The sequence below is a fragment of the Streptomyces triticisoli genome (assembly GCF_003270085.1).
GTDB lineage: Bacteria > Actinomycetota > Actinomycetes > Streptomycetales > Streptomycetaceae > Streptomyces > Streptomyces triticisoli.
In genome coordinates this window covers 1-17687 of the sequence record NZ_QFDQ01000018.1, presented here as the reverse complement: position 1 = coordinate 17687, position 17687 = coordinate 1, and the positions used below count along the sequence as shown (strand labels likewise).

15 protein-coding genes, 1 tRNA gene and 1 pseudogene are annotated in these 17687 nt (G+C 68.3%); 14 read left to right on the top strand and 3 right to left on the bottom strand.

The features are described 5' to 3' along the window. Together DEP02_RS03790 and DEP02_RS35760 are read left to right on the top strand one after the other, a co-directional pair. Positions 1 to 435 (top strand): hypothetical protein (locus DEP02_RS03790; RefSeq protein ID WP_232838942.1); only part of this gene is annotated, 435 nt, incomplete at its 5' end. A 151-nt stretch (positions 436 to 586) separates the two neighbouring features. Further along, a protein-coding gene (locus DEP02_RS35760; RefSeq protein ID WP_438947722.1) for an IS630 family transposase occupies positions 587 to 1671 on the top strand; the annotation gives its coding sequence in 2 pieces (ribosomal slippage) (positions 587 to 1112 and positions 1112 to 1671; 1086 coding nt in all). A gap of 402 nt (positions 1672 to 2073) precedes the next feature. On the opposite strand, the gene DEP02_RS03775 is transcribed toward DEP02_RS35760, so the two are convergent. After that, positions 2074 to 3486 carry a Fic family protein gene (locus DEP02_RS03775; protein ID WP_157977359.1) on the bottom strand — a complete coding sequence of 471 codons (1413 nt, stop codon included), beginning with the start codon at positions 3484 to 3486 and terminating at the stop codon, positions 2074 to 2076. Positions 3487 to 3841: 355 nt separating this feature from the next. On the opposite strand from DEP02_RS03775, the gene DEP02_RS03770 reads away from it, so the two are divergent. The 7 genes and pseudogenes from DEP02_RS03770 to DEP02_RS03740 all read left to right on the top strand — a co-directional run bounded on the left by DEP02_RS03770 (position 3842) and on the right by DEP02_RS03740 (position 10769). Next, a complete protein-coding gene (locus tag DEP02_RS03770; protein ID WP_112465884.1) occupies positions 3842 to 5281 on the top strand; it encodes an IS4 family transposase in 1440 nt (479 codons plus the stop codon). Positions 5282 to 5352: 71 nt separating this feature from the next. Next, a protein-coding gene (locus tag DEP02_RS03765; RefSeq protein WP_112465883.1) for an IS3 family transposase occupies positions 5353 to 6584 on the top strand; the annotation gives its coding sequence in 2 pieces (ribosomal slippage) (positions 5353 to 5674 and positions 5674 to 6584; 1233 coding nt in all). Positions 6585 to 6618: 34 nt separating this feature from the next. Then, positions 6619 to 7527: pseudogene (locus tag DEP02_RS03760) on the top strand (replication initiator); the annotation flags it as partial. Continuing rightward, entirely contained in the window at positions 7503 to 7697 is a 195-nt protein-coding gene (locus tag DEP02_RS03755) for a helix-turn-helix transcriptional regulator (RefSeq protein WP_112465882.1), read from the top strand. The pseudogene DEP02_RS03760 and the gene DEP02_RS03755, both read left to right, overlap by 25 nt. Continuing rightward, positions 7694 to 9067 carry a tyrosine-type recombinase/integrase gene (locus DEP02_RS03750; protein ID WP_112465881.1) on the top strand — a complete coding sequence of 458 codons (1374 nt, stop codon included), beginning with the start codon at positions 7694 to 7696 and terminating at the stop codon, positions 9065 to 9067. The genes DEP02_RS03755 and DEP02_RS03750 overlap by 4 nt, the downstream gene beginning before the upstream one ends. Before the next feature lie 157 nt (positions 9068 to 9224). Continuing rightward, entirely contained in the window at positions 9225 to 9704 is a 480-nt protein-coding gene (locus tag DEP02_RS03745; protein WP_232838943.1) for a GNAT family N-acetyltransferase, read from the top strand. An 87-nt stretch (positions 9705 to 9791) separates the two neighbouring features. Beyond that, a complete protein-coding gene (locus DEP02_RS03740; protein ID WP_198668272.1) occupies positions 9792 to 10769 on the top strand; it encodes a transposase family protein in 978 nt (325 codons plus the stop codon). Between the two features lie 159 nt (positions 10770 to 10928). On the opposite strand, the gene DEP02_RS33225 is transcribed toward DEP02_RS03740, so the two are convergent. Continuing rightward, positions 10929 to 11270 carry a hypothetical protein gene (locus DEP02_RS33225; RefSeq protein ID WP_157977358.1) on the bottom strand — a complete coding sequence of 114 codons (342 nt, stop codon included), beginning with the start codon at positions 11268 to 11270 and terminating at the stop codon, positions 10929 to 10931. A 376-nt stretch (positions 11271 to 11646) separates the two neighbouring features. Further along, positions 11647 to 11718: transfer RNA gene (locus DEP02_RS03730), tRNA-Arg, on the bottom strand. A gap of 59 nt (positions 11719 to 11777) precedes the next feature. Here DEP02_RS03730 and DEP02_RS03725 point away from each other — a divergent pair. The 5 genes from DEP02_RS03725 to thrC all read left to right on the top strand — a co-directional run bounded on the left by DEP02_RS03725 (position 11778) and on the right by thrC (position 17476). Continuing rightward, positions 11778 to 12314: a response regulator gene (locus DEP02_RS03725; protein WP_112465888.1), complete on the top strand. Its 537-nt coding sequence runs from the start codon at positions 11778 to 11780 to the stop codon at positions 12312 to 12314. Between the two features lie 122 nt (positions 12315 to 12436). Beyond that, positions 12437 to 13489 (top strand): ArgS-related anticodon-binding protein NrtL, encoded by a 1053-nt coding sequence (gene nrtL, locus DEP02_RS03720; protein ID WP_112465878.1) that lies wholly within the window; start codon positions 12437 to 12439, stop codon positions 13487 to 13489. 44 nt (positions 13490 to 13533) lie between these two features. Next, positions 13534 to 14925: a diaminopimelate decarboxylase gene (gene lysA / locus DEP02_RS03715; RefSeq protein WP_112465877.1), complete on the top strand. Its 1392-nt coding sequence runs from the start codon at positions 13534 to 13536 to the stop codon at positions 14923 to 14925. Positions 14926 to 15118: 193 nt separating this feature from the next. Further along, positions 15119 to 16411: a homoserine dehydrogenase gene (locus DEP02_RS03710; RefSeq protein ID WP_112465876.1), complete on the top strand. Its 1293-nt coding sequence runs from the start codon at positions 15119 to 15121 to the stop codon at positions 16409 to 16411. Between the two features lie 6 nt (positions 16412 to 16417). Beyond that, the gene (gene thrC / locus DEP02_RS03705; RefSeq protein WP_112465875.1) at positions 16418 to 17476 is read left to right on the top strand and encodes a threonine synthase; all 1059 of its coding nucleotides are present in this window, start codon (positions 16418 to 16420) and stop codon (positions 17474 to 17476) included. Positions 17477 to 17687 lie beyond the last annotated feature (211 nt).

Here is a 17687-nt window from a genome sequence, read left to right as displayed (position 1 = left end):
CGGGCAGTCGGCCTGGATAGCGATCAGTACCACGAACGAGCGATCACGAACCGAGAGGGAAGGGACTTAACGCCCTCTCAGAACGGTGCAACCGCGCTCACTCGCCGGCACGATGGTTCGGTGGTTGACCTGGAGCGCATCAAAGCAGAGATCGTGGCGTACTTCCGAGCCCTCGATGAGGCCGCCGCTCTGCGGCACCACTTCCGCCACGCTGACGAGGGGGGCGGCTTGTGGTACGTCGAGGCCGTATCCGACCGCGGCGAGTTGATCGTCATCAAGCAGGCCGAGCTGACTTCGGCCGGCCAACTCCACCGGTACAGCTGGGAGCATTTGGAGGACGAGCACGGCGGCCTGACGGACCAAGCGATCGACCCTGAAGAGGACCCACTGGAGGTCATCCCGGCCGAAGAGTTCCAGCGGATGTGGACTCAGTGAACGGGCTGGACAACCACTTTAGGAGAGAGGCTGGAGGATCTCGGGCCTGAGCTGCGGCGGCTTCGCCGGCCGAGGAAGCGGGCGGCTACTGAATTTGTGGGCGCGTGTCGCGAGGGCTGACAGGTGGTGGTCATCGTGGTACGCCCGAACCATGAGGTATCCGCAAGGCGGCGGCCTGACCGCCGAACGGCGGGCATTTCGCGAGCGCATCCGTATGGAGGCGGCCGAGATGTTCGCTGCCGGACAGGACAATGCACTGGTGGCGAAGCAGCTGCGGGTCAGCGTGCGCTCGGTGCAGCGGTGGCACCGCGCCTGGCAGGACGGCGGCCGGCCGGCCCTGCACTCCAAGGGATCGGCCGCCCGCCCCAAGCTGGACGAGGCCCTGTTCGCGGTCCTGGAGCAGGAGCTGGCCAAGGGGCCGATCGCGCACGGCTGGCCGGACCAGACCTGGACCCTGGCCAGAATCAAGACGCTGATCGGACGCCGGTTCCACCGGGCCCTCACGCTCTCGACCATCGCGCAGATGCTCCGGCGCCACGGGTGGAGCCACCAGATCCCGGCCCGGCGGGCGCTGGAGCGGAACGAGGAGGCGGTCACCGGCTGGGTGAAGGAGACCTGGCCCCAGGCGGAAGCACCGCGGCGGCGCTCGATGGCTGGATCGTCTTCGAAGACGAGGCCGGCTTCTCGATGACGCCGCCCACCTCCCGCACCTGGGCCAAGCGCGGGCACACCCCCGTGATCCGCGTGCGAGGACGCTCCCAGCGCCGGTTCTCGATCGCCGCCCTGGCCTGCTACAAGCAGGGCGAACGCTCGCGCCTGGTCTTCCGGCCCAAGCGGCACGCCGATCACAAGCGCGGCGGCCGGCGCAGCCTCACCTGGACCGACTACCGCGACCTGCTGACCGCGGCCCACCAGCAGCTCGGTGCCCCGCTCGTGCTCATCTGGGACAATCTGAACGTGCACCTGGACGCCCGGCTGCGCACCTTCATCGACACCCACGACTGGGTCGCTTCCTACCAACTTCCGTATTACGCACCCGACCTGAACCCGGTCGAGGGCATCTGGTCACTGGTGCGGCGCGCGGGCCAGAACAACACCGCGTTCACCGACCCCGACCACCTGATGCGCGTCCTGCGCCGCACGCTCCGCAAGCTCCAGTACCGCAGCGACGTCATCGACGGATGCCTCGCCGCCACCGGACTCACACTGACGACATCACGCCCACAAAATCAGTAACCGACCGCAGGGCACCGGTGTTGACCGTGGCTGACCCCTGCATCTGGCACGGTTGTGGCACGAACCTCAGCCGACGACAGTCAGCCACGGCGGTGGGTGCGCCGACGGACCCGGCGCGCGTATGCCTCGCTGCACCCCCACCGGCCTGTACCACGCTGCCAGTGCCATCGACCAGAGCAAGCCACGACGGCCAGCACATGGTGCTGAGCCCTCAGCTTGGGAAGCTTGGGTTTTCTATGGGCGGCTGCGGCGCTGAACTGCGGCAAAGTAGTGACGGTGCCCGGACGGGCGGTCGTCGGCACTGCCCCGTTGTATCCGGTGGTTCCCTGTAGAATCTGGCACGATTTTGGCACGGCCTGGGGAGCTGTCTATCCAGGCACAACGGATAGACAGCTCTCACAGTCATAGGTCGATGAGGCCCAGCTTCAGTAGAACCTGCTGGATGAACTCCTCAATGACGTCACCTGGTGACACCACTGTCTGCCCTTCCCAAAGGTCATTTTCCGAAACGACGGTGACCCCAGGTGATTCACTTGTCTCTAGTGCTACATCAGGGTCTCGATAAACCATAATTCCATCCTTGCAAGGTAGCACCTCGCGCAGTGAGATGTATGGATCGGAGAACTGGTGACTGAAAGAGAATCTCTCATCGGGATCGCTCACTGATGAAATGAACAGCCCCACATCGTCTCGTAGGCTGTTGTCCGGATCGGTCGTCCAGTTCAGCTGGTGCCTCTTCGAGTAGAAGAGGAACTTGCAGATTACTTTCCCTCTGACGACGACATCAACTGTCAGCTCCCAAGTTCCGTGCGCCCACCCCCGATCTCGAATCTCCTTCCATTTCTCGAAGGATTTAGCCTCATAGGTGCGATATCTAAAGGTGAAATCGGTAGACTCCTCGTTCAGTTCGTCCAGCCACTTCGTGAATTCGGCAATGAATCCTTCAAGTCTGCGGCGCCAGACCTCATAGATGTTGTAGTCATTCTGGCGGACGGTCTGCCCGGCAGCCTTGACCAGGCGGCGGATTCGCTCGCGGCGCTCTTGAGGTGCCCGCGCAATTCTTCTGGCCTTATCCAATGCTGCTAGTTCGGCACTCGCCATGATTGACACCAGAGGTCCGAAATTTCCCCCATCGGCAACCTCCAGCGCATCGTAATACTCACCCCGTCGACTAATGGGAATACCGATGGGAAGTAGACCGGAGCGCACGAGTGAGAAGTCTTGCAGCATACGAGCCGTGCGTCCGTTGCCGTCCATGAATGGGTGAATCTTGGCAATCGTGGCGTGCAGCCATGCGGCTCGAGTCAGGTCGGTATTCCCACCCGAAGCATACTGGTCGCATACAGCGCGAACGAGGTCTGGGACATCCGCCCAAGACGGTGGGCGATGGTTAGCTCCGGTGATCGAAACGTCAGTCAAGCGAAAACATCCGGCTTCCCGGATCAAATTCTTCTCGATCCTGCGGTGCACCTCCTTTATTAGATCAACGGTAAGCGAAGCCTGCGCCTTTGCTTCGCTTTCAATCAATTCATTCGCTTCGCTTACGTTCAGAATTTCCTGTTCGGAGTAACGGTCGGACTCTGAAACTGCGAGGCCGTCCAGCACGGCGCGCGTCAGGCGTGCATTTACTCTCACGCCCTCGATGTTGAGGGTGTCACTAATTCGGTCCGGAAGGAAGCTGCGGGCGATTTCTGCCTGCACCTCTGGCGAGAATTCGCCGAGATTGAGGAGCGAATCAAGCTCTCCGCTTACCTCTTCTTCTAGTTGCTTCGCGGAAGAATCTAGAGAGATGCCTTGTAGCTCGAAAATTTCCACGATAAACGCCCCCTCTGACGTTGTGTGATCGCCAGTCAGATGATACTGAAGGATGGGGTGTGAGGGCAGAGAGTCAGCAAACCTTCAGCAAAATGGGAGGGGTGGCGCTTCCGCGGCCGATGTGTCGGGCCATGCACAGAGGTCGGCGGAGCTGCTTTGGCGCGAGTGATCATGGCCCCGTAAGCTTCCGGCGCGTCGGGCAGTCTGTGGACCTGCCCGGTAAAGCACGATGTTGGGGCCATGATCTTCGAGGCTCGCGCCAAAGTGGCTCCGTAAAGCCCAAGACCGGGAAGTTAGGGCGGTTTCGGCTGGTCGGATGGGTTGACGCGGGAACGGAGCCCGACGCGAACTGTGAGTGTCGAGGTCACGGTTCGTGGGGGCTCCGTTGTCTGTTCAGTGTGACACCGCCAGGGTGGTTCGGGACCGGTCGTGGGTGTGGCTGCCGGGTCATTTAGGGGCGCTGACGCGGTGGATCCCACCGGCGCTGGTGGATGAGGTCCTGGAGGCGGCGGGACGTCGTGAACAGCGGGTACGGCTGCTGCCGGCCCGAGTGGTGGTCTACTTCGTGCTGGCCATGGGCCTGTTCACGGACTGCGGATACCGGCGGGTGTGGACCGCACTGACGGCCGGCTGGCCGCGGACCGTGGTGGCTGATCCGTCCGCGGCGGCACTGCGGCAGGCCCGTCAGCGGCTGGGCGCCAAGCCGCTGGCGTTGCTGTTCGACCGGCTACGCGGGCCGGTCGGCACGGCCGGGACACCCGGGGTGTTCTGGCGGGGGCTGCGGCTGGTGGCCTGGGACGGCACCTGTCTGGAGGTGCCGGACAGTGCGGCGAACGTGGCCTGCTTCTCCCGGCACGCGGCCCGCACCACCCGCCCGGCGGGCTACCCGCAGGTGCGGCTGACCGCCCTGGTGGAGTGCGGCACCCGGGCCCTGGTCGATGCGGTCTTCGGACCGCAGCAGTACACCGAACTCCCGCAGGCCCGGGCCCTGCTGGCGTCACTGCGGCCGGGGATGCTGCTGCTGGCCGACCGCGGCTACGACGGCTTCGAAGCCCTGCGGGAAGCCTGCGCGACCGGTGCGGATGTGCTGTGGAGGGTGCAGGCCGGACGCCTGCTGCCGGACGGCACCCATCTCACCCTGGTCACCGACCGCCGCTCCGGTGACCGGCTCACCCGCTGGATGCGCCACGGCCGCCACGGACCGATGCCCGCCAACCTGACCGCGCTGACCCTGCGGGTGATCAGTTACCAGGTCACCGTCACCGCGGCCGACGGCACCTGCCGCACCAGCACGGTCCGGCTGGTCACCTCCCTGCTGGATCCCCGGCGGCATCCGGCCGGCGAGCTGGCCGCCCTCTACCACCAGCGCTGGGAGATCGAGAGCGCCTACTACGGACTCAAAGTCAGCCTGCGCGGAGCGGACCGCGTGCTGCGCTCCCGCACGGTGGAGGGCGTCGAGCAGGAGCTTTTCGCTCTGCTGGCCCTCTACCAGGCCGGCCGCCGGGCCATCACCGAGATCGCCACCACCGCCGGCCTCGACCCGGACCGGCTGTCGCTGACCATCGCCCTGCACACCGTCCGGCTGACAGTGATCAACGCCCACACCGGTGACCCAGCGCTCCTGCACGCCGTCCTGGTCCACCCCCGCAACCTCGCACCTTTACGGCGCCGATCCCGCACCAGTCCCCGCTGCGTCAAACGCACCCTGTCGCCCTACGCCTACAACAAGACCAAGGGCAGCGTCGGCCGCAAGACCACCGTGACCACCAGCATCGCCCTGACCGGCCCGCCCTAACGGGACCTGTCCCCGAGTGGTGGACACCTCTGATACCGGCCCCGGCAGGGGCCGGGCAGGAGGCATCTTTTATGGTGATGAAGGTCTACTCGCCCGAGTTCAAGGCGGACGCGGTCGCGCTGTACCTGTCGGACCCGAGCCACACCTTCGAGGGCATCGGCAAGGATCTGGGAATCAGCCGGGAGACGCTGCGCAACTGGGTGCGGGCCGAGCGGGCCCGCCGCGGTGAAGGCGGCACAACCAACGGCAACACGAAGGACATCCCGGTGAGCGAGTCCACGAAGCAGGAGCTGGAGGCCGAGATCGCGGCCCTGCGCGCGGAGCTGAAGGCGGTGCGCAAGGAGAACCAGAAGCTCGCGGTCGAGCGGGACATCCTGCGCAAGGCGACGAAGTTTTTCGCCGCCGAGATGAACTGGTGAACCGCTGCCGTTTCATCGAAGACCACCACCGCGCCTTCGGCGTGAAGCGGTTGTGCCAGGTGCTGGAGGTGGCCCGCTCCAGCTTCTACAAGCGGCGGGCCGGCCGCGCGGCCCGCGCCGCGCGCGAGCGGGCCGACGCCGCGCTCGCCGAACGGATCCGGGCCGTGCACGCCGAGTGGGACGGCACCTACGGTCGCCCCCGGATCACCGCCGAGCTGCGCGACGACGGCGAGCGCGTGAACCACAAGCGCGTCGGGCGGGTGATGCGGAAGTTCGGCATCACCGGGCTGCGGCTGCGCAGGCACCAGGTCACCACCGTGCCCGAACCATCCGCCACCCCGGTGCCGGACCTGCTGCGGCGCGACTTCACCGCGAGTGGGCCGAACCTCAAGTACGTCGGCGACATCACCTACCTGCCGGTGGGCGACGGTGAGTTCCTGTATCTGGCGACAGTGATCGACTGCTTCTCGCGTCGTCGGGTGGGCTGGTCGATCGCCGACCACATGCGCACCGAGCTGGTCGCCGACGCGCTCCGGGCAGCCGCCGTGACCCGCGGCAGCCTGGCCGGCGCCGTCTTCCACAGCGATCATGGGGCGCAGTACAAGTCTCGTGAATTCGCCGCCGTGTGCGCCGGGTTGGGAGTGACCCAGTCCATGGGCGCGGTGGGTACGTCGGCGGACAATGCCCTCACCGAGTCGTTCAACGCGGCCCTCAAACGCGAGACGCTCAAGGGCGCCCGCCGCTTCGACGACGCCCTCGGCTGCCGCCTGGCCGTCTTCCGCTGGATCACCCGCTACAACACCCGCCGACGGCACTCGGCCAACGGACACCAGGCCCCGATCGTCTACGAGCAGCAGTCAGCCACCCTGACACTTGCCGCATAACGACATGAATGGTGTCCACTCTCAAGGGACAAGGCCCGACGCCGCCCTGGGGACACCCCTTGACCCGGAGTCCTACGACTACGAAGCGGCCGTGCTGTGGAACGCACACGCGGGCGCGCTGTGGCGGCGGTTCTCGATCTACCTCCGCCGGGAGGTCGCCAAGCGGGCCGGCCTCACCCAGCGGGCGTTCCGGGACCACGCCCGGATCTCCTTCGCCAAGGTGGCCGAGTACCAGAAGCGGGGCGCCGTCCACTTCCACGCCGTCATCCGCCTCGACGGCCCCGACGGCAGCGACTGTCCGCCTCCCGCCTGGGCCACGGCCGAGCTGCTGACTGATGCCATCCGGGCCGCTGCCACCACCACGCGAGTCGATGGGCCGGTGATCGACGAACGGGCCCACACCTTCGTCTTCGGCCGCCAGCTCGACGTCCGCACGATCCGCACCGCCGACTTCGACGACGGCCAGGAGCTGACCGAGCGGGCCGTCGCCGCGTACATCGCCAAGTACGCCACCAAGGGCGCCGAGACGGCGACCGGCACCCTGGACCGGCCGATCAGGTTCCTCGCCGAGCTGGCCCAAGCACGGATCACCGAACACGCCCGGCACATGATCCGCACCGCCTGGACCCTGGGCGCACGCCCCGAGCTGGCAGACCTCCGCCTGCGGGCCTGGGCCCACATGCTCGGATTCCGCGGCCACTTCTCCACCAAGTCCCGCCGCTACTCCACCACCCTCGGCGCCTTGCGCGACGCACGCGCCGACTGGCGCCGGGCCCAAGCGGCTCCGCCCGTCCCGCAGGACGGCGAAACCACGCTCGTCCTTGCGCACTGGGTCTTCGCCGGTACCGGACTGTCCCGCGCCGAAGCCTGGCTCGCCGCATCCCTCGAACCCGCCCCCGGAACGGAAGGAGAGCCGACATGGACGCCCGCCGCGATGAGCTGATGACTGTTCGCCAAGTCTTGGACGAGCTGGGCGGCGTTTCTCGCCGGACGTTCTACCGCTGGCGCGAGCTGGGACAGGGGCCGGCCGCATTCAAGCTGCCCAACGGTGAGCTTCGGGTCTGGCGCAGTGATTTCGCCTCGTGGCTACGGCAGTTGGAGGAGGCTGCGTGAAGTCTCTCGACGTCAAGGTCTGGGGCGTACGCAAGCGGGACACCAAGACCCCTTCGTACGGCGTCCGCTGGTCCGTCGCGGGCAACGTCTTCTCGGACTCGTTCCGTACCAAGGCGCTCGCCGATCACTACCGAGCGAAGCTCATGCGTGCCATGCGGGACGGCGAAGAGTTCGACACGGAAACTGGTCTTCCGGCCTCGATGGAACGGAAGAAGTCGCCCTTGTCCTGGTACGACTTCGCCCTCAAGTACCTCGCGATGAAGTGGCCCCACGCTGCACCCAATACGCGAGACGGCATCAACGAAGCCCTCACCAGCGTGACCGTGGAGCTGCTCGTGGAGCGCGCAGGGCGGCCGTCCGACGAGGAGATCCGTAAGGCATTGCGCAACTGGGCCTTCGTGCTGCCAGGGCCGAACGATCGGGAAGTCCCGGATAACGTCCAGAACGTTCTGCACTGGGTGGCAAAGGCATCCCGTCCGCTTGCGGATCTCGCTGAAGCGGCAACGGCCCGTGCGGTGCTCGACGGGCTGAAGCTGAAGCTCGACGGTACCGCGGCAGCCGCTGAGACCGTGCGGCGGAAGCGGCGGACACTCGTCAACGCTGCGAACTACGCGGTCGACCTGGGGGAGCTGCGGGAGAATCCGATCACGGCGGTTCGCTGGCAGAAGCCCAAGGTCTCGAACCAGGTCGATCCGCGCGTTGTCGCCAACCCGGAGCAGGCCCGCAATCTTCTGACGGCGGTGTCCTACGTGGGCGGTTACCGGCGTGCTCGTGGTCGGCGTCTCGTCGGGCTGTTCGCGGCGATGTACTTCGGTGGTCTCCGGCCTGCTGAGGCGGTCGGCCTGGTGGAGACTGACCTCGTCCTCCCCGAGCAGGGCTGGGGATCGGCGCTGCTCCACCGGACTCGTCCTTCGGTCGGCAAGCAGTGGACCGATTCGGGGGAGACCCACGACGACCGCGGACTCAAGAATCGGCCGACTGAGGACGTTCGGCGCGTGCCCATCCCGCCTCAGCTCGTCGCCGTGCTGCGCGAGCACCTCGCCACGTTCGGCACGGCGGAGGACGGGCGGCTCTTCTTCAGTGAGAAGGGCTCGGTCGTCCCGTCCTCGACCTACTACCGCGTGTGGCAGGAGGCTCGGCTCCTGGCGCTCCCGCCGGCCGTCGCGGCCTCGCCGCTCGCGAGTAGGCCGTACGACCTTCGGCACTCGGCGCTGTCGACGTGGCTCAACGCCGGAGTCGATCCCACCGAGATTGCCGAACGCGCCGGCAACAGCGTTGAGGTCCTGCTGACCCGCTACGCGAAGTGCCTCGACGGACGGCAGGACGTCGCCAACCGACGTATCGAGGACCTGCTTCGCGAGTACGAGTAACGAGATGGTGCGCGATTGAGATCGCGGCGGGATTGGGCAGGTCGGGTTCAGTTGCCCATCCGACCGTTCAAAGCAGGCGAACTGAGATACTCCGGCCATGGATGCCGGGGTGATGGGAAGCGGGACGCGATCGGACGTGGCGGCGCCTGCAGGGAGCATGCCGGCGCACGCCGCGGGCTGGGTGCTGCGTTCTGCGGTAGCAGCGGACATCGAGGTGATCGCGGAGTTGCGGGCCACGGTCATGCGTGCAGACTTGGAACGCCTCGGGCGCTACGACGAGCACCGGGTACGTCAGCGGCTGCGGGACTCCTTCTCCCCGCAGCACACGTCGGTCATCATGATCGACCGTGAACTCGCAGGTTGCGTCACGGTCCGGCCCGCCGGAGACAGGCAGTGGCTAGAGCACTTCTACCTTGCTCCGCACCGGCAGGGCCGAGGGCTCGGATCCGCTGTGCTGCGCACGGTGCTGGAGCGGACCGACGCGCAGGGCCTGACCATAGGCTTGAACGTCTTGCAGGGCAGCGCTGCCCGTCGGCTCTACGAGCGCCACGGATTCGTCGTGGAAGCCCAGGATCCGATCGACGTCTTCATGGTGCGCCCGCCGGGGGCGATGGCCGGCACCGCGGCGAAAGCCTGACCTGCGACGGTGCGACGGCCTCGACTCGGTCCGCGAGACCGTCTTCCACGGCCGTGACGTGACAGCAGCCGCACAGGTTCTTCGAGTGTGACCAAGAAGTGGGCCCGTGCGGCCTTGTCCCATCCTGCCTTCTGCGGCGTCTCCCGTGCACATCTCGGCGATTTGATCGAGGAGTTGGCAGACCCGTGGCTGGCGCGGTGCGAGTCGGCACTGCGTGAGCGGCGAGGTGCTGCGCGGCGGCGGGCGGCCGGTGCCGGGCCGAAGTACGACCTGGTCTTCGCCGACCGGGTGCTGGTCACCCTGGTGCATCTGCGCACCGGTCTCCCGCACGCCGCGCTGGCCGAGCTGTACGGCACGGCCCGTTCCACGGTCTCCCGTGCCGTCGGCGAGATCCGCCCGCTGCTGGCGGCACGCGGCTTCGCGGTCCCCGACCGCCCCGGGGTGCGGCTGCGCACGCTGGCCGACGTGTTCGCCTACGCCGAGGCCGAGGGAATCACGCTGCGGATCGACGGAGCCGAGACCCAGGTCCGCCGACCCCAGGCCAACCGGCCCGGACGGCGGGCCTTCGTCTCGGGCAAGAAGAAGCAGAACACCATCAAGACCACCACCATCAGCGACGGCCAGGGCCGCCTGCTGTGGTCGGGCGCGGACCGGCCGGGCCGCATGCACGACCAGACCGCGATGCGCACCGAGGGCATCGCCGAGCAGTTCCGGCTCCGCCCGAAGGCGGGAGCCGAGGTCGACGAGGGCTACCGGGGCCTGGCCAACGAGTTCCCCGGTCAGGTCAGCGCCCCACCGAAGAAGCCGAAGGAGGACACGCCGCTCGGCGAGCAGTATGCCTGGCGGGAGATGCGCCGTCGACAGTCCTCCGCCCGTATCTGTGTCGAGCACGCCAACGCCGAACTGCGGCAGTGGCGCCCGCTCCAGCGCTATACCGGCCGGCGCGAGGACTACGCCGAAACCCACCAGGCGATCGTCTCACTGGTCTCGGACCGCTCCGCCCGCCGGGCCACCCGCCGCAAGCCGAGCACCGAACTGGTACTCGCCCGGCAGGCGGCTCGTTGATCAACCACCAGCCGAACCGCCAGGCCAGCACGCCACGACCTCAATCGCGGACCGAGTCGTAAGGCACTGGCCTTGGTGCGTCAGGCGCTGGTGGCGATGCTCAAGAAAGGCATGGGCCTGGGGACGATCGGCAGAACCGCCCCCAGGCCCAACTCTGTGTTAGTCAGACCAGCATGCTGGGCACCGCTTGAGTACCCCACCGTCCATGAGCTTCGCCTCAGATTCGCGCATCTTCATGAAGCCTCGCTGTCGCCCACCGTCGTACTGGGTGCGACCGCAAGGATGTGCAGCTGAGTGGTAGACCTTCCTGCGGGCGCCAAGACTTCCCCGTACGAGGACCTCTGGGTTGCGGTAGTTCTCAGTCTCGTTGCGTTCGGCTTCGGCGATCTCCTCGTCCAAGGCCTCCAACTTGGCGTCGAACTCCTGACGACGGCGTTTCTCCTCGTCGAGGAAGCCGTCGATGAGTCGGATGCGCTGTTCCCGCAGGATGTATGAGTTCACAACCCCGCCCCCTAGCAGTTGCTATGCCGTGATAGCGATTGCTATCACGAGCAGTGAGCGGACCGCAGAGGAATCCCGATGCTCGTGCAGCGATTTTCGATGGGCAAGCCGGAGGGCGATCCTGATCTTCGCAACCCAGCGAGGCGAGGGAGGGGGTGAGCGGGATCGAGGCGTACAGGTCCCATCAGCGGTGGGTGCGTTCGGTCGCGGTCGGTTCGACGCTGCTCACCTGCGGCAATGCCTCAAGATCCCGTCCACGCCTCGTCCACAGACCCCGACATACGGCCGCTTCGGGCGGCATACGGCTGCGCAAACACGAAGACCCCGCACTCAGCGTTTCCGCTGGTCACGGGGTCTTTAGGCACCTCAGAAGGGGTGCCCCCGGCAGGATTCGAACCTGCGCACACGGCTCCGGAGGCCGTTGCTCTATCCCCTGAGCTACGGGGGCGGGTCGGGCGCGGTCTGCGCGGCGACGTGTAGAACATTACCAGTTCCGTCGGGGTGGTCATGAACGTTTTCCAGGCGGGTGGCCGCGTCCACCGGAAGGCGGGGCGTCCCTCGGACGGGGCGGAAGTGGGGAAAACCCGGACGCGGTGGCTGGTCCGCACCTACTCTCGAGTTGTGCCAGCCGCTCCCGGCCGGGTGCTTGTTGTGGACGACAACAAGGTCATCCGGCAGTTGATCAGGGTCAATCTCGAGCTCGAGGGGCTCGAGGTCGTGACCGCGGCCGATGGTGCCGAGTGTCTGGATGTCGTGCATCAGGTGCGGCCCGATGTCGTCACCCTCGATGTCGTCATGCCCCGGCTGGACGGGTTGCGGACCGCCTCCCGGCTCCGGGCCGATCCGCTCACCCGCGATCTTCCTCTCGCCATCGTCAGCGCCTGTTCGCCGTACGAGGTCGAGGCCGGTCTCGATGTCGGGGTCGACGCCTTTCTTCCCAAGCCGTTCGAGCCGGGCGAACTCGTGCGGCTCGTGTGGCATCTCATCGAACACGGGGCCCGGGGCGCCGGGGAGACAGAGCGGGCCGGGCGCAGTCGCGGGTGATCCCTTGGCCGGGGCGGCGGACTTGCGGAACTTCCGGGTGGTCGTGGCCCCTCCGTCCATATGGCGATACCACGCCCGATCAAGTTCGCTTACCCACCCCCCTCCTCCCCTACGCTTGTCCCGTGACCCCCGTGGAGCTCTCCCGTACCGTGCTGTGCGCGGTGCGTCGTGCTGTCGACGTGGGGGAGCTGAGTGTGGCCGTGCCGGAGCGGGCCGTGGTCACTCGGCCCCGGCCCGGTGGGTGCGGTGACTACGCCACCAACATCGCCCTTCAGCTCGCGCGGCCGGCCGGGCAGCCCGCGCCGCGAGTGGCCCAGGTGCTCAGGGCCCACCTTCTCGGCCTCGACGGCATCGACGACGTCTCCGTCACCGGGCCCGGGTTCCTCAACATCAGCCTTCGGGATGCCGATGCCGACGCCGCCTTCGTTCGGATCGTCGGCAGCATCCTGCGGGCCGGGGAGGAGTACGGGTACGTCCCTCAGCGGACCGGGGACACCGTCCGGCTTCGGTGTCCTCTGGAAGTCCGCGCCCTTGTCGTCGCCGATGCCGTGGCCCGGCTTCTGCGGGCCCAGGGTTCCCGGGGCAGCATCAGTTGCGAGAGACCCCTCCCGACTGCCTGGGAGCGCGTACTCGGTGTCCGGGTCGACGCCCCCATCGACGGTGACGTGTCGCCCGGCGTCGACATCCGGCCCGTCCCCGCCCCCGCCGACCCCCTCCCCCTCGGCCGCGACGCCGCCCGCTGGGCGCTGCTCCTTCCCGCCGCCCACGATCACCCCCGTATCACCGACGACCACCTCGTCCAGCGCGAGAGCAACCCCCTCTTCCGCGTCCGCTACGCCCACGCCCGCACCCGGGCGCTCAGCCGTAACGCCGCCGATCTCGGCTTTTCCGCCGAGCCGGGGCCCACAGAGGTGGACCGTGACCTGGTCACCCTCCTCGCCGACCACCCCCGCGTCCTCGCCCGCGCCGCCGCGCACCGTGCTCCCGACGCCCTCGCCCGGCACCTCGTCAGCGTTGCCGATGCCGTGCTGCCGTACCTCCCGGACGTGCTCCCGCGCGGGGAGGAGAAACCCTTGGCCGCCCACCGTGCCCGGCTCGCTCTTGCCGAAGCCGCCGGGGCGGTGCTGGCCGGCGGCCTGTCCCTGCTCGGCATCGACGCACCCGACCACCTCTGAGAGCCACAGAGGGACAGAGAGCCAGAGAGTTCAGAGAAACCGACATGAGCCGTTCCGCACACCCCGCCGGGCCCCGTTACGCCGATGTCCTGCCCGAGGGGCACTACTCCCCGCCGCCCGCCGACCTCAACGCCCTCGACCCGAAGGTGTGGGCGCAGACCGTCACCCGCGATGAGGACGGGGTCGTGACCGTCGGCGGTATCGCCGTCACCGAGCTCGCCGAGCGGTTCGGTACGCCCGCCTACCTCCTCGACGAAGCCGACTTCCGCTCCCGCGTCCGGGCCTGGCGTACCGCCTTCGGGAGCGAGGCCGACGTGTTCTACGCCGGGAAGGCCTTCCTCTCCCGGGCCGTCGTCCGGTGGCTCGACGAGGAGGGGCTGAACCTCGACGTCTGCTCCGGCACCGAGCTCGCCACAGCGCTGTCCGCCGGGATGCCGGCCGAGCGCATCGCCTTCCACGGCAACAACAAGTCCAAGGCGGAGATCCACCGCGCCGTCGAGGCCGGGGTCGGGCGGATCGTCCTCGACTCCTTCCAGGAGATCGTCCGGGTCGCCCACATCGCCCAGTCGCTCGGGAAGCGGCAGAAGGTGCAGATCCGGATCACGGTCGGGGTCGAGGCGCACACGCACGAGTTCATCGCGACCGCGCACGAGGACCAGAAGTTCGGGATCCCGCTGGCCGGGGGGCAGGCCGCCGAGGCCGTACGGCGGGCGCTGCGGCTCGACGGGCTGGAGCTGGTCGGGATCCACTCCCACATCGGGTCGCAGATCTTCGACATGTCCGGCTTCGAGGTCGCCGCGCACCGCGTGGTCCGGCTGCTGAGGGAGATCCGGGACGAGCACGGGATCGAGCTGCCGGAGATCGACCTCGGTGGCGGACTCGGGATCGCCTACACCAGCGACGACGACCCCCGCGAGCCGCACGAGATCGCCAAGGCGCTGAACGAGATCGTCTCCCGCGAGTGCGAGGCCGCCAGGCTGCGGACGCCCCGTATCTCCGTCGAGCCGGGGCGCGCCATCGTCGGGCCCACCGCCTTCACCCTCTACGAGGTCGGCACCATCAAGCCGCTCGAGGGGCTGCGGACGTACGTGTCCGTCGACGGCGGCATGTCCGACAACATCCGCACCGCCCTCTACGACGCCGAGTACAGCGTCGCCCTCGTGTCCCGCGTCTCCGACGCCGCGCCCATGCTCGTGCGTGTCGTCGGCAAGCACTGCGAGAGCGGGGACATCGTGGTCAAGGACGCGTTCCTGCCGGCCGACCTGGCGCCCGGTGACCTCATCGCCGTACCGGCCACGGGTGCGTACTGCCGGTCCATGGCCAGCAACTACAACCACGCGCTGCGCCCGCCGGTCGTCGCCGTCGCCGACGGGGAGGCCCGGGTGATCGTCCGCCGGGAGACGGAGGAGGACCTGCTGCGGCTCGATGTCGGATGACACGCCGGATGACACGTCGGATGACACGAACGCGGGATGCCTGAGGGCACGAACGCAGGACGGCCGGAAGATCTCCTGTCTTCCCGGCCTACCAAAATGAAATAAACGTCTCACGATCCGGACAAGTGGCAGAAATCGTGGTCCGGTGAGTGAGACTGGTCCAACCGTAGACGGTATGAGGAAACGAGGTCGGATGATGCGTACGCGTCCGCTGAAGGTGGCGCTGCTGGGCTGTGGTGTTGTCGGCTCAGAGGTGGCGCGCATCATGACGACGCACGCCGGCGACCTCGCCGCCAGGATCGGGGCTCCGGTGGAGCTCGCCGGGATCGGGGTACGACGGCCCGGCAAGGTGCGGGACGGGGTCCCCGCCGAGCTGGTCACCACCGACGCCACCGCGCTCGTCAAACGCGGCGACATCGACGTCGTGGTCGAGGTCATCGGCGGCATCGAGCCCGCCCGTACGCTCATCACCACCGCCTTCGAGCACGGCGCCTCCGTCGTCTCCGCGAACAAGGCCCTGCTCGCCCAGGACGGGGCCGCCCTGCACGCCGCCGCGGAGGCGCACGGCAAGGACCTGTACTACGAGGCCGCCGTCGCCGGTGCCATCCCGCTGATCCGGCCGCTGCGCGAGTCCCTCGCCGGGGACAAGGTCAACCGCGTGCTCGGCATCGTCAACGGCACCACCAACTTCATCCTCGACAAGATGGACACCACGGGGGCCGGCTACCAGGAGGCCCTCGACGAGGCCACCGCGCTCGGGTACGCCGAGGCCGACCCGACCGCCGACGTCGAGGGGTTCGACGCCGCCGCCAAGGCCGCCATCCTCGCCGGGATCGCCTTCCACACGCGCGTACGGCTCGACGACGTCCACCGCGAGGGGATGACCGAGGTCACCGCCGCGGACTTCGCCTCCGCGAAACAGATGGGCCGCACCATCAAACTGCTCGCCATCTGCGAGCGCGCCGAGGACGGCGGATCGGTCACCGCGCGCGTGCACCCGGCCATGATTCCGCTCACGCACCCGCTGGCCTCCGTGCGCGGCGCGTACAACGCCGTGTTCGTCGAGTCCGACGCGGCCGGGCAGTTGATGTTCTACGGGCCCGGCGCCGGCGGTTCGCCCACCGCCTCCGCCGTGCTCGGCGACCTGGTGGCCGTCTGCCGCAACCGGCTCAGCGGGGCCACCGGGCCCGGCGAGTCGGCGTACGCCGCCCTGCCCGTGTCGCCCATGGGCGAGGTCGTCACGCGCTACCACATCAGCCTGGACGTCGCCGACAAACCGGGTGTGCTCGCCCAGGTCGCCACCGTGTTCGCCGAGCACGGGGTTTCCATCGACACTGTTCGCCAGCAGGGCAAGGACGGCGAGGCCTCCCTCGTCGTCGTCACCCACCGTGCTTCCGACGCCGCCCTCGGCGGGACCGTGGAGGCGCTGCGCAAGCTCGACACCGTGCGGGGTGTCGCCAGCATCATGCGGGTTGAAGGAGAGTAACCAGCAATGACCCACCAGTGGCGCGGAATCATCGAGGAGTACCGGGACCGGCTGCCGGTGTCCGACAGCACGCCGGTCGTCACGCTCCGTGAGGGTGGTACGCCTCTCGTGCCCGCGCAGGTGCTCTCCGAGCGCACCGGCTGCGAGGTCCACCTCAAGGTCGAGGGCGCGAACCCGACCGGGTCCTTCAAGGACCGCGGCATGACCATGGCGATCAGCCGGGCCAAGGAGGAGGGCGCGAAGGCCGTCATCTGCGCCTCCACCGGGAACACGTCCGCCTCGGCCGCGGCGTACGCCGTACGGGCCGGGATGGTCTCCGCGGTGCTGGTGCCGCAGGGCAAGATCGCGCTCGGCAAGATGGGGCAGGCGCTCGTGCACGGCGCGAAGATCCTCCAGGTCGACGGCAACTTCGACGACTGCCTCACGCTCGCCCGCGCGCTCAGCGACAACTACCCCGTGGCGCTGGTCAATTCGGTCAACCCGGTGCGTATCGAGGGCCAGAAGACGGCCGCCTTCGAGATCGTGGACATGCTGGGCGACGCGCCCGACATCCACGTCCTTCCGGTCGGCAACGCGGGCAACATCACCGCCTACTGGAAGGGCTACAGGGAGTACGCCGCCGACGGCATCGCCACCAAGACCCCGCGCATGTGGGGCTACCAGGCCTCCGGCAGCGCCCCGATCGTGCGCGGCGAGGTCGTCAAGGACCCGTCGACCATCGCCACCGCGATCCGTATCGGCAACCCCGCCTCCTGGACGTACGCCCTGGCCGCGCGCGACGAGTCCGGCGGCGCCATCGACGAGGTGACGGACCGTGAAATCCTGCGCGCCTACCGGCTGTTGGCCGCGCAGGAGGGCGTCTTCGTCGAGCCCGCCTCCGCGGCGTCCGTCGCCGGCCTGCTGAAGGCCGCCGAACAGGGCAAGGTCGACCCCGGGCAGCGGATCGTCTGCACGGTCACCGGCAACGGCCTGAAGGACCCCGACTGGGCCGTCGCCGGCGCCCCCCAGCCGCTCACGGTCCCGGTCGACGCGGCGACGGCGGCGGAGCGGCTGGGCCTGGACTGACGGCCGAACGGCGGCTCGGTGACGGCACGGCCGCATGGTGCCCGGCGGACGAGTGCGCGCCGGCTCGGGCCGGCCGCGACGGACGTACGTCCGCATGGTGCCCGGCCGCCGCGGCCCTGGTGCTGCCGTCGCGACTCCGGCGCTCCGCTGCGACTCCGGCGCGGCCCCGGCGCTGCTGCGGCGGGTGCCCGTCGCGACGGCTCCGCCGCAG